This is a genomic window from Stenotrophomonas sp. X (assembly GCF_055721025.1).
Map to the genome: position 1 here is coordinate 3,991,707 of NZ_CM146756.1, position 12,397 is coordinate 4,004,103.

General features: G+C 67.3%; 10 protein-coding genes and 1 pseudogene. 4 read left to right on the plus strand and 7 right to left on the minus strand.

Features of this window, described 5'->3' with window-relative positions:
• Nucleotides 1-41: 41 nt before the first annotated feature.
• Nucleotides 42-722, minus strand: coding sequence for an SCO family protein (locus tag ACZ75I_RS18350; protein WP_180870360.1), 681 nt, complete (start codon nucleotides 720-722; stop codon nucleotides 42-44).
• 183 nt (nucleotides 723-905) lie between these two features.
• Between ACZ75I_RS18350 and ACZ75I_RS18355 the strand changes: the two are divergent.
• Nucleotides 906-1,109, plus strand: a pseudogene (locus ACZ75I_RS18355) (PLP-dependent aminotransferase family protein); the annotation flags it as partial.
• Nucleotides 1,110-1,179: 70 nt separating this feature from the next.
• On the opposite strand, the gene ACZ75I_RS18360 reads toward ACZ75I_RS18355, so the two are convergent.
• Nucleotides 1,180-2,481: an aminotransferase class V-fold PLP-dependent enzyme gene (locus tag ACZ75I_RS18360; RefSeq protein ID WP_472958476.1), complete on the minus strand. Its 1,302-nt coding sequence runs from the start codon at nucleotides 2,479-2,481 to the stop codon at nucleotides 1,180-1,182.
• Entirely contained in the window at nucleotides 2,481-4,883 is a 2,403-nt protein-coding gene (locus ACZ75I_RS18365; RefSeq protein ID WP_472958477.1) for a TonB-dependent receptor plug domain-containing protein, read from the minus strand. The genes ACZ75I_RS18360 and ACZ75I_RS18365 overlap by 1 nt, the downstream gene beginning before the upstream one ends.
• Before the next feature lie 201 nt (nucleotides 4,884-5,084).
• Here ACZ75I_RS18365 and ACZ75I_RS18370 point away from each other — a divergent pair, with 201 nt between their 5' ends.
• From ACZ75I_RS18370 to ACZ75I_RS18380, 3 genes are read left to right on the plus strand one after another with little or no spacing between them, the layout of a single operon-like run.
• Complete coding sequence (locus tag ACZ75I_RS18370; RefSeq protein ID WP_472958478.1) at nucleotides 5,085-5,912, plus strand: AraC family transcriptional regulator; 828 nt, start codon at nucleotides 5,085-5,087, stop codon at nucleotides 5,910-5,912.
• Between the two features lie 13 nt (nucleotides 5,913-5,925).
• Entirely contained in the window at nucleotides 5,926-7,005 is a 1,080-nt protein-coding gene (locus tag ACZ75I_RS18375) for an alpha/beta hydrolase family protein (protein ID WP_180871203.1), read from the plus strand.
• Nucleotides 7,006-7,059: 54 nt separating this feature from the next.
• Nucleotides 7,060-7,731 carry a VOC family protein gene (locus tag ACZ75I_RS18380; protein ID WP_180871200.1) on the plus strand — a complete coding sequence of 224 codons (672 nt, stop codon included), beginning with the start codon at nucleotides 7,060-7,062 and terminating at the stop codon, nucleotides 7,729-7,731.
• A 1-nt stretch (nucleotide 7,732) separates the two neighbouring features.
• Here the strand turns inward: ACZ75I_RS18380 and ACZ75I_RS18385 are convergent, their stop codons facing one another.
• From ACZ75I_RS18385 to ACZ75I_RS18400, 4 genes are all read right to left on the minus strand, one after another.
• Nucleotides 7,733-9,145, minus strand: coding sequence for a TPM domain-containing protein (locus tag ACZ75I_RS18385; protein ID WP_472958480.1), 1,413 nt, complete (start codon nucleotides 9,143-9,145; stop codon nucleotides 7,733-7,735).
• Between the two features lie 141 nt (nucleotides 9,146-9,286).
• A complete protein-coding gene (locus ACZ75I_RS18390; protein ID WP_346477180.1) occupies nucleotides 9,287-11,011 on the minus strand; it encodes a peptidoglycan-binding protein in 1,725 nt (574 codons plus the stop codon).
• Between the two features lie 122 nt (nucleotides 11,012-11,133).
• Nucleotides 11,134-11,706, minus strand: coding sequence for a hypothetical protein (locus ACZ75I_RS18395; RefSeq protein ID WP_227836791.1), 573 nt, complete (start codon nucleotides 11,704-11,706; stop codon nucleotides 11,134-11,136).
• 51 nt (nucleotides 11,707-11,757) lie between these two features.
• Nucleotides 11,758-12,282 carry a hypothetical protein gene (locus ACZ75I_RS18400; RefSeq protein ID WP_061479739.1) on the minus strand — a complete coding sequence of 175 codons (525 nt, stop codon included), beginning with the start codon at nucleotides 12,280-12,282 and terminating at the stop codon, nucleotides 11,758-11,760.
• Nucleotides 12,283-12,397: the final 115 nt, after the last annotated feature.

Below are 12,397 nucleotides of genomic sequence, written 5' to 3' on the forward strand. Positions count from 1 at the left end.
GGTTGGCACCCACCGGGAGCAGTGGTCGGCACCCACTGGCGTCAGCGCGCGGCGAGCGTATCGCTGTGCTTGAGGTGGCAGCTCGCCAGTGCGTCGTTGCCGGCGGCCGGGTGGCCGGGTTCGAGCAGCAGGCGCTGCACGTCGGAAAACAGCTTGTCCACCGGCATGCCATAGGGCGCGAACAGGCGCAGGCGGCCCTGGCGGTCGAACACGTAGCCACCGGCGATGTGGCTCATGGTGTAGGTGTCCGGCACCTGGCCGGGTTCCTTCTGGTAGAACGCCTTGAAGTCGCTGGCCATCGCCGCCAGCTGCGCTTCGTTGCCGACGAGTGCGATTGCCTTGGGGTCGAACGCTTCCACATAGGTGCGCGCGACCTCGGGCGTGTCGCGGGCCGGGTCGACGCTGACGAACACCACCTGCAGCTGATCGGCATCCTTGCCCATCAGGTGCTTCACCTGGCTCAGCTCGACCATCGTGGTCGGGCACACGTCCGGGCAGCTGGTGAAACCGAAGAACAGATAGGTTACCTGCCCCTGCAGGTCCTTCGGGCTACGCACGGTGCCGTGGCTGTCGGGCATCGACCACTGCTGGCCGAGCTCCTCGCAGGCGATGTCCTTGGAGTAGAAGTCCATGCGCGACTGCGCACTGCAACCGGCCAGCAGGCCGAGCAGCAGGCCTGCGGCCAGGCGCAGGCCACGTTGGGGGAACGCAATGCCTTTCACGGTTCGCAGGCTCAGTTGATCATCATGTGGTAGTGCATGCTCCAGATGATCCAGACCGACAACGCGACGATGATGAACAGGATCACCAGGGCCAGTACGGATCATCCTCGATCGCCAGCAGGCCTTCGCTCTCCAGTACACGCGCCAGCGCCTCGCGCCGCTGCAGCGGCAGGGTCAGCGCGGACCGACGCCACGCTGGTGCGTACCGCGCAGCTGCAAGGGCTGGCCATCGCTCCTTCATCGGCGTTCTGCCTTGCGGGGGTGCTGCATCAGCACGGCGTGCGGCTGTCGTTGGGGCTGGCGGCGGATCGCCGGCAGCTGGAGAGCGCGTTGCGGCGGATTGACTGGTTGTTGTTGTCGGACGCGCTGCCGGCGATCGAGCGATAGGCCTGGTAGTGCCGGCCGCTGGCCGGCAACGGCATGCACGGATCATGAGGTTGCCGGCCAGCGGCCGGCACTACCCCAATGCCACCAGCGCCTGCACCAGCGCATCCATCTGCGCCGGCCGGGTGAACACCGACGGTGTCACCCGCACGCAGGCGCCCGACTCCAGGCCATCGCGATGGGTGGTGAAGATCCGATGCTCATCCAGCAGGCGCTTCTGCAGTGCCTGATTCTGTTCTACCGAGGTGTGGCCGCGCAGGCGGAAGCTGGCCAATGCGCTGGCCAGCGCCGGATCCGGCGAAGACAGCACTTCGATATGCGCCATCTGCCGCGCAGGCACGGTCCAGCGCTCGCGCAGGTAGCGCAGGCGCGCCTGCTTGTTGGCCGCGCCGATGCGCTGGTGCAGCGCGATCGCTTCCGGCAGCGCCAGGTAAGCGGCGAAGTTGACCGTACCGGTGTGCACACGGCTGCCCACGCGGCCGTCGTCGGTCTCGCCCATGTACGGGTCGAGGTCCGCAACGCGGCCCCTGCGCACGTACATCGCGCCGACACCGACCGGTGCGCCGATCCACTTGTGCAGGTTGATGCCGACGAAATCGGCCTTGAGCTGCGGCACCGCGTAGTCGATCTGGCCGAACCCGTGCGCCGCATCGACGATCACGTCGATACCGCGTGCGCGTGCACGCTCGGCGATCTCGGCCACCGGCAGCACCAGCCCATGGCGATGGCTGACCTGGGTCAGCAGCACCAGTTTCAGGCGTGGCAGCCGCGCGAACGCGGCCTCGTAGGCCTGCAGGATCTGCGCATGGTCGGGCACGGCCGGCAGCGCGATGCGCTCGACCTGCACGCCGCGGCGCTGCTGCAGCCAGCGCATCGCGCCGATCATGCTGTCGTAGTCGATGTCGGCGTACAGCACCTGGTCGCCAGGCTGCAGGCGGTTGTAGCCGCCGATCAGCGCCAGCATCGCCTCGGTGGCACCGCGGGTGAGTGCGATCTCTTCGGCGCTCACGCCCAGCAGTTCGGCCACCTGCCGCTGCACCGCCATGTACTGCGCCGGGAACTCACGGCGGCCATACCAGGCATTGCCTCGGTTCACTTCAGCGGTGTGGCGCTGGTAGCTGGCCAGCGTCTCGCGGCCCATCGCGCCCCAATAGCCGTTCTCCAGATGGTTCACTTCGTCGGTGATGTCGAAGTGGCTGGCCACGGCGGCCCAGTAGTTTTCATCGCGGGCCAGCACGTCCGGCGCCACGGTCGCTGCGGGAATCTGCATGGACGCAGCGTAACGCGTGGCAGCCATGGCCGGCGGTGAAGAAAGTGCGGCTGCGGCCGGCAGCAAGGCGCCGGCACGCAACAGGGAGCGGCGGGCCGGGTCCATCAGAAGCTCAGCCGGTACTGTGCGTACAGGTTGGCACCGTCGGTGTCGTATGGCGCGTTGCGCGAGTAGACCAGGCCGCGACTGGCCTGGAAGGTGGCTTCGTCCGGATAGCGGTCGAATACGTTGTCGGCACCGACGCGCAGGCTGTGATGTTCGTTGATGCGATAGCCGACGGCCAGGTCGAGGAAGCTCATCGCGCCGAAGCGCTGGTAGATATCGCCCACTGCATTGCCGCTGGAATCGGTCCAGGCGCCGTAGTAGCGCATGCGTGCCATCAGCGACCAGGCGCCGATGTCCCAGCTCCCGGTCAGGCTGCCCTTGTGCTCGGGCAGGCGATCCTCGAACAGCACGCGCTGGGTTTCGTTGGTGGCCACCGAGGTGCTGCCGTTGTCCACGCGGGTGCGGTTGTAGTTGTAGGCCAGGGTCAGCGTCATGCGGCCGGCGCCGAGGTCGCGCAGGTAGTTGCCGACCACGTCCACGCCGGTGGTGGTGGTGTCGAAGTCGTTGGTGAAGTAGTTCACCGAGGTATAGCCCAGCGGATTGGGCGTACCGGCCGGAATGGCGAAACTGGCCGACTGGCTGAAGCGGTCGGTGAGCTTGATCTGGTAGACATCCACCGAGCCGGACAGGCCCAGGTCCGTGCGCCAGGTCAGGCCCAGCGATGCGGTACGCGATTCTTCCGGCTTCAACGGCCTGGCACCGAGCAGCTGCGCCAGCGGATCGTTCGGCGACAGGCGGCCGCTGGTGAAGATCTGCAGCGTGCGCGTATCCAACCCCTGGGTGGTGCTGGTGGTGTTGAGCTGCGCCGGCGTCGGCGCGCGGAAGCCGGTGGACACGGTGCCGCGCAGGGCGACGTCCGGGGTGATCGCGAAGCGCGCCGACAGTTTGCCGTCCAGTGTGCTGCCGAAGCTGGAGAAGTCCTCATAGCGGCTGGCTGCACCGATGCTCCAGCGCTCGCCCAGCGGCACTTCCATGTCCACGTAGGCGGCCTTGCTGCGCTGGCTCCACTGCCCGGCCTGGCTGGCCGAGAAACCCGGAGCGCCGTTGGAATTGGCCTCCAGGCCCGCGGCCGCGCCCGGACCCACCGCGTACGAGGCCGGGTCACCGGCACGCACCTGGTAGGTCTCCTGGCGGAACTCGCCACCGAAGGCGACGTTGACCGGCTGGGACAGCGCGGCCACGTCCCACTCGTAGCTGAAGTCTGCGTTGGCGTTCTTCTCGGTCTGGGTCAGGCGGCCAAGATCGAACGCGGTCGGGCTGGCCGGGCCGAGCGAAGCGTTGATGGAGTTCTTCAGGCTGTAGTCGATGGCGTTGCGGCCATACGAGGCGCTGACATCCCAGCGCAGCTTCGGCGTGATCTCGCCACGCAGGCCACCGACCAGCTGCAGGTCGTTCTGGACGTTGCCGTACTGCGGGCTGAAGCCGACCGGATAGATCGAACGTAGGTTCCAGCCCGGGAAGATCGCCGTGGTGCGGTAGGCACCGGTGGTGGTGTCCGGGTTGCGCCAGTTGAAATCACTGACGCCATCGCTGTGGCTGTACAGGCCGAAGGCATAGAGCTCCAGCGTCTCGTTGGCATGGGCCTTCACGTTGAAGCCGACGCGGCGGCTTTCCAGTTCCGGCTGGCCCCAGCGCTGTACCGGATTGGGCACCTCCAGCTCCGGATGTGCAGCCTGGAAGGCGGTCGCGTCCGGGCGCTGGCGGGTGCGCGAGGTGGCGTCGGAGTTGGACGATTCGGCGAACAGCACCAGGCTGCCATAGTCGCCCAGCGACCAACCGGTGCGCGCACTGAAATCGCGCGAGGCACCGTCACCCTGCGCGTACTGCGAATAGCCGGCGGTGATCTCGGTGCCGGGCCCCTCTTCGAGGATGATGTTGATGACACCGGCGATGGCATCCGAACCGTACTGCGCCGACGCACCATCGCGCAGCACCTCGATGCGCTTGATCGCGCTGGTGGGAATCTGTGCCAGATCAGCGGCCTGCGCACCGCGGTTGCCGAGCAGCGCGCTGCGATGGAAGCGGCGACCGTTGACCAGCACCAGGGTCTGGTCCGGCGACAGGCCACGCAGCGTGGCCGGACGCACGAACACCTGGCCGTCCGCCATCGGCAGGCGCTGCACCACGAACGATGGCACCAGCTGCGCCAGCACGTCCTTCAGGTCGGTGGATTCAACGGACCTGATGTCTTCCTTGCTGAACACATCCACCGGCGCCAGCGTTTCGAACTGGGTGCGGTTGGACGCGCGCGTACCGGTGACCAGCATCGCGTCGAGCTGGGTGGGCGCGGCGCGGCTGCCGCCGGCGGCATCGACCGCATCGGCCTCCGCTGCGATCGCGCCTCCTGCGCTGGCCATGCAAAGGGCAAGGAGGATGGAACGCGAAAGCTTCGAACGATGCACGGCAGGGCTCCGGGAGGGTGCGACAGGGCCAGCACCTGCAGGGATATCGCAGGCCTGGACAAGGCGCGCAGTCTCGGCGCGATCTGTGAAGGAGGCATGACGTCAGTGCGACAGCTTGAATCCGCACAGGCGCAAGAACTGCTAAACGCCGCGCCTGCCGATCCGCTACTGTGCCCAGCATCGGATTCAAGGAACGGCAGGATGAGCGCGGCAAGCAAGGCGTTGTGGTACATCGAAACCCATGCGGACCAGCCACTGGCGCTGGCCGACATTGCCGCTGCGGCGGGCCTGTCGCCATTCCATCTGTCGCGCCTGTTCCAGGCCCGCACCGGCACCTCGGTGGTGCGCTACCTGCGCGGGCGCCGCCTCACCGCTGCCGCGCAGCAGTTGGCCAACGGCGCCGGCGACATCCTGCAGGTGGCGCTGGGTGCCGGCTATACCACCCATGCCGCCTTCACGCGTGCCTTCAGCGAACAGTTCGGGCAGACGCCGGAGCGCGTACGCGAACAGGGCACCGATGGGCTGGCGCTGGTACAGGCGATCCGCGTGGACGACGCGCCGGCGCCCTGTGGTGAAGCGCCGCGACTGCTCGACACGCCCGCCTTCCAGGTGGTGGGCATCGGCATGCGGCATTCCTGCGACAGTGGCGGCGCGATTCCCGGCCAGTGGGCCCAGCTCAACCGCGAATGGCCGACGCCGGCGCCGATCAGCTTCGGCGTGTGCTGCAACAGTGATGACAAGGGTGGCTTTGATTACATCGCGGCACTGCCGGCAAGCACGGTGCCGAGCGCGCCTGCGCACTGGCAACGCGTGGACATCCCGGCGCGCCGCTACCTGGTGGCCTGGCACAGCGGGCATATCTCGGCCATCCGCTCGACCTGGTTCTGGTTGCTGGATCATTATCTCCCTGCGTCCAACCTGGGCCTCGCCGATGCGCCGGAACTGGAGCGCTACGACGCCCGCTTCGACGAGCACACCGGCCAGGGCGGCGTGGAAATCTGGCTGCCCGTCGACGACCGTCGCCACTGACAAGGAGTTGAAGATGCGCATGACCGCTGCTGTGCTGGGAGCGATGCTGATGGTGTTCGCGAGCACCGGCGCCGCCCGCGAAAGCGGGGTGGCCGGCGAGCGCCACGGCACAACGACGCTGGCCAGCGCCGCCGTGCGCGACGCAGAGCACCGCGACGCGCTGCGCTACACGGTCTGGTATCCGGCACTTGCAGGCAGCCGGGAGACTGTGCTGACCATCGGTCCACCCGACGCGCCGCTGTTCGAGGTCGGCCGGTCGTCCAAGGATGCGCCGGTCGCGGGTGATCGCCTGCCGACCCTGCTGCTCTCCCATGGCAACGGCGGCAGCGCGCGCATGATGGGCTGGCTGGGCACCGCGTTGGCGCGGGCAGGCTATCTGGTGATCGCAGTCGATCATCCGGGCAACAACGGCGTTGACAGCATGACCCTGCCCGGCAGCGTGCTGACCTGGCTGCGCGCCGATGACCTGCGTGCCGCACTGGCGGCTGTGCAGGCCGATCCGGTGCTGGGCCCGCATGTCGATCCTGAGCGCCTGGGGGTCGCCGGGTTCTCGGCCGGCGGCTACACCGCACTGTTGGCGGCCGGTGCGCGACCGGACCTGCAGCGACTGCTGGCCTTCTGCACGGCGCATCCGGATGACGGCGTCTGCCGGCCCCAACAGGAAGCGGCAACGCACACGATGGAGGCGCGCGTTGCCGCTGCGGCGTCGCCCGAGCTGTCGCCGTGGATGTCCCACGCCAACGACGCACGCGCCCTTCCCGGCGTGCGCGCGGTGTTCCTGCTGGCACCGGCAATCGTGCAGGCCTTTGCGCCCGAGCAGCTCTCCTCGCTGGAACAGCCGGTGGCGATCGTGCTGGGCGAGGCTGACACGGTTGCGCCACCGCAGAGCAATGGCGAAGCTGCGCGTGCGGTGATTGCGGGCGCCGCACTGCAGGTGCTGCCCGGTGTCGGCCATTACGATTTCCTCGCCGCATGCACCCCGACCGGACAGCGGCGGCTGCAGGACCTGTGCAGGACGTCGGTGCCGAAGGCGCAGACCCACGCGCAGGCAGTGGACGCCGCAATACGATTCTTCAACCAGTCACTGCGCTAGTGGCCGCCGGGCAGTCCCCAGCGCTACAGTGAGCGCGTCCATGGAGAATCGGTCATGCGCCTGCTTCACCTCACCCTGCCGGTGTCCGACGTCGCCACCGTCGCCGCGTATTTCCACGATGTGCTGCAGCAGCGCGTGGTCGGCAACCATGTGCACATCGGCTGGAGCACGATCGAACTGCAGGCGGCGGGTGATGACCCCGTCGGTGGCGTGCACCTGGCCTTCAACGTACCGGACAACCGCTTCGGCGAGGCGATGGCCTGGTTGCGCGAACGTACCCCGCTGCAACGTAATCCTGAGGGCCTGGATTACTTTGCGCTGGAGAGCAGCTGGCAGTCGCAGTCGGTGTACTTCACCGGTCCCGATGGCCTGATCCTCGAGTTGATCGGCCGGCGCCGTCTGCCAGTCAGCACGCGCGCAGGCGCTTTCCATGGCAGCGAGCTGACCTGCCTGAGCGAGGTTGGCCTGCCCAGCCACGATGTCGATGCGGTGCGCGAACAGTCCAGCCAGCGCTTCGGCCTGCAGCCGATCAGCCCGCCGTCGCCGCAGTTCGCGCCGATGGGCGACGACGAGGGCCTGCTGATCATCGTCGCCGCCGACCGTCGTTGGTTCCCCGAGCAGAAAGACCTGCCCAATGCGCAGGGCGTGCAGCTGCAGGTGGGTGATGTGAGCGGCAGCGGCGAACTGCGCGATGCCGCGCTGGGCTGGCGGGTGTGGGCGGCCTGAACTACCAGCTGCCCGAAGCGCCGCCGCCGCCGCTGCGACCACCACCACCGGACCAGCTGCCGGAACTGCTTGAGGACGAACTCGACGACGAGGTGCTGGACGAGGAACGGTAGCCTTGGGACGACCTTCGTCCGCTGCGTGCTTTTTCGCCGGGCAGCAGGGTGAACACCCAGATGAAGTACAGGAACAGCGTGCTTGCGCTGGACACGATCGTCGCCAACACGCGTGCGTTCTCGTCGCTGGCCCGGTCGATGGTCAGCAGCGCGCCCAGCGCATAGCCGCCGGTCAACAGCACCAGCACCACCAGGCGCACGGCGAAGCTGTTGCGGTTCTTCCGCCAGCGCGCGCGGCCGGCCTGCACCAGGAAGAACACCAGCATGGCGGCAATGGCGACCGCCAGGTTCAGCAACGTGTGCAGGGCAAGGCTGGGCGGCAACTGACCACGGACCAGCATCACCACAAAGAAACCGATACTGACGGCCAACATGCCGCACAGCACGATGCGCACACCACGGCTGCGACGCCAGCACCACCCCAGCAGCGCCGCCACCGGTACGGCGGGTAACAGCACGAAGAACAGCGCAGGCAGCACATGCCGCGGCAGCAGCAGCGTCGCCGAAACCAACCCAGCGGCCATCACCGCCGTTACCAGCAACGGCCTGCCCCAGGCAGGCAATGTCGGCCAATTCGGCCTGGGCATTGCCGCATTGGCTGCCAGTGCCTTGCGCCGCCGCTCACGGCGTTTACCGCTGGACTCGGCCTCGGTCCTGGTGGCCAGCAGGCGCGGCGGTGATCGCCACAGACCGGCCAGGAACCCCACCAGCAACGTCAGGGCAACGACCGAATCCCCTGTGCGCCAATCCGCAGGCAACAGGTTGCGTGCGGATGAATCCTGCTCGGGCGGCAGCGGCTCGCCATCGATCAGCGCCACCAGCACCTTGCTGCCGTCCAGCATGCCCCGGTCCAGGTCTCCTTCGCGCAGGCGCGGCACGATGGCTTTGTCGATGATGCGCGCGGCATAGGCATCGGGAATGGTGCCTTCCAGGCCATAGCCGGTCTGGATGCGTACGCGCCTGTCCTGTACCGCCACCAGCAGCAACACCCCGTCATCGACACCGGCGCGGCCCAGCTGCCACTGGTCGAAGACACGCTGTGCATAGGCTTCGATGCCGTCATCGCCAACACTGGGCACCACCAGCACCTGCAGTTGCGCGCCTTTGCGTGCCTGCAGCTGCAATGCCTGCTCGCGCAGCGTTGCGCGGGTGCTGGCGGACAGCGCGTTGGCGGTGTCCACCACCGGGTCGTCCAGTGCCGGAATCGGGACCGCCGCCAGCACTGGCAGCGGCAACAGGCAGAGCAGCAGTGCCAGCCCTCCCCACTGCCATGCGTTGCGCCACCGCAGCACCCGGCTCATGTGGACGCCGTGCCTTGCATTGGCGGCGTGCTGTGCATCATGCGAAACGGCATCCGTGTATGTCCTTGCCCCATGAACGGAAAAGCCGGCCGGATTACTCCGGCCGGCCTCCTTTACCACACACATCTTCACACGCAGCGGTCAACGGCCCATGGCCACTCGCTGCTGCTCGTCCTGCACGTGTTGCTGCGAAGGCTCGTGCTTGGCCAGCATTGCAGCGCTGGTCTCCTGCAGGCTAGGTGCCGTCTGGGTCATGTCCACCGCAGTACGGAAGCCGGGAACGGTGCCCACGACGAAGGCCTTGCCATCCTGCACGGTGACGCCCTGCAGCTTTTCCGGCGAATCGATGCCGGCGGCCTTGGCCTGGGCGGTCACATGCGCGCTCATCTCGTTGCAGATCATGCCCGGCATGTGGCCGCGGATCGCATTGTGCAGCGGCGTATCCGGATGCGCCTTGTCGCCCAGTTGCGGCCCCTTCGGCGCCGCCTCGGCATGGCTGCGGCCTTCGGCCAGCTTGCCCAGCGTCGCCGGACCCGCCACGCCATCGGCGGAGAGCCCGTGCTGCTTCTGGTAGGCGATCAGTGCGTCCCTGGTATGGGCACCGAACTTGCCGTCCTCGCTCAGCGGGTTGCCTTGGCCGTCGCGCACGCCCAGGCGGTTGAGTTCCTTCTGCAGCGCAGTCACTTCCTCGCCCTTGGCCCCCTGGCGCAGTACACCGTTGTGGTCGGCGTCATGCGAATGGCCACCCTTGCCGGTTTCCTTCAGCTTGCCGTGGTCCCAGAAGTCCTGCGGGCTGATCAGCTTGCCGTGCGGATCCTTCAACTGGTAATGCACGTGCTGGGCATACTGACCCGCACCGCCCGGGCCACGGCCGCCCATGGTACCGATCGGCTCACCCGCCTTGATCGGCTGGCCTTCCTTCACCTGGGTCGACTGCAGGTGCAGGATCTCGTGCGAGTTGCCCTGTGCATCCCTGATCTTCACCGTACCGTAGTCGCCACCGACGAACGTCACCGTTCCGGAGATCGGCGCGTTGACGGTCGGGTGCTGCAGATTACGGCCGTGCTGGCCGCCGACATAGTTGAAGTCGGTGCCTCCGTGCGGCTTGTGCGCGCGGTGTTCGCCGAACTCGCCGGTAATGTGCGGCTTGACCCCGTTCTGCGGGGGCAGCATCACCTGCATCGTCTGCTCGAAGGTGCGGGTCTGGCCTTCGGCATGCACCGCTGCCGGCTTGGCCTGCGCGTGCGTGGCCGCAGCTACGGCGGGGGCCGCGTGGCTGCCCTGGGACTGGCCGTGGGTCAGTCCCAGGCGCTGCTCCACGAACCGCTCGTACTTGTCCACGTACGGCATCACCTTCTTTTCAGACAGGGCGAGGCCGCCGTAATCGCGGGTCGGACCGTCGTGGTGGTACTTGTAGATGTACTCCTCACCCTGGCCGCGCTTGTGCGCCAGCGTGCGGTTATCGATGTAATGGTCAACCAGTGCGTCGGACTGTGCGCCGACGTCGAAGCGGTTGCGGTTGTTGAGGTGGTAGTGGTTGCCGGTCTTGTCGATGAACTGGCCCAGGCCCGAGGCCGAGGTGGTGCCAGCGGCGGCATCGGGGTTGAAGCCCGATTCAACGCGGGCGATGGCCAGTACGTGCGCGGTTTCGCGCGGGGTCAGGCCCTTCTCGCGCGCCGACTCGATGATCGTGTCGATCACCCGTGACTGTACTTCCGGGGTCGCATCGCCCCACCGGCGGGAGTTGCCATGCAGACGGCCGTCGCTCTGGTCGATCGGCTCGCGGTAGTGGCTCCACGGTTTGATGCGGTCACTGCTGTAGGCCGCCCCGCGGGGCTGGACCATGTCCTGGTAGATATCTGCCATGTCTGTGCTATCCATTCTATGAAAAGGGGGATTTCCTTAAGGGGTACTGCTCCTGGTACTTCTGGTACTGCGGTACTGCAGTGCTGCGTTCACAGCGCGCGTGCGACGTCCTGCCGCTGCGCTCAGTCTTCGATGTAGTTCACCTCCGGGTGCTTGATGCCGAGCGAGTCGATCAACTTCTCGTACTCGTCGTTGTTGGGCTCCTGCTCCTCGCCTTCCGCGCCGCGCAGCGGCGGTGTGCTGTGGGTCAACTGGCGGCCACTGGCGTCGTACAGGTAGTACCACTCGCAGAAGCTGCAGCCGAACGGCAGTTCACCGTACTGCACGACGAAGTACGGCGTACCGCTGCGGTCCTGCACGCAGGCCAGGCCAACGGCGGTATAGCCGTCCATCTCCTTGGGCGCAGCAATGGCCTGGCGTGCGCCGTCCTTTTCAATTTCCAGCGTGGTCAGCCGGGAAGCGTCCGTGTCTTGGGTGGGCTGGGCCGCTAGGTGCAGGCGGGTGCCTTGGCAATCGATATGCATGCCGGTCTCGTCGCGCGTAAGAGAGGTGGAATGGTCCGCAACGGCAGCCGCAGGTGCGGCCGGCGTCGCTGCCGGGTCAGTGGAAGCAGGGGCCGCCGGTGCAGCCGCCTCAGGGCCGCTGCAGGCAGCAAGCATCAGGGCCAGCACGGGGGCAACGGGAGACAGACGCATGCGGGGCTCCTTGGGTGGATCACACGACCGCCCGCAGGCGGTCGCTCAGGGTCAGATCGATTCGTCCTCACGCTTGACCAGTTGCCAGCACGGCTTCTGGGCAAAGGTGTAGATCTGCTGGTCGCTGGTATCGGGAGTGCGCATCTGCACCTGTACCTGACCATCGGGCAGGCGGGTGACCTGCATCTCGCGGCCCTGGCGCTGCAGCGTGGCCGGGTCCGGCATCACCGGCCATTCGACCTTGGCAAGCGGCACCTTCTCTTCCACCTTGCGTGGCTCCGGCTCGGCTTCGCTGTCGATGTGGCTGTCCAGCAGCGGATCGGCAGTGGACGTTTCCTGCAGCGCGATCTCGTTGCCGAAATGCTTGAGGAAGTCGTCGAAGACCGGATGGGGGCAGCTGGCAGACGCGTCTGCCGGGGCCGCGGCAACCGGCGTGGCCGGCGCCGTGGCGGCGGCCGTGCTGGTCGCAGCCGGTGCGGCGGCGTCAGCGGGGGCCGCCTGGGGCGCAGGCTTGCAGCCGGACAGCGCAAGCCCCAGGGCAAGCGCAAGCAGGGCAACGGGGCGGAGCTGGTTCACGGGATCCTCCTGATTCCGGGCGGTCGCGCGCGGTTCCGGCGCGGTAGGGAGGCAAGGATAGCCATGCCTCGGTCAATTCAGTTTCAACATCCGCTGTCAGGAATATCCCGACATG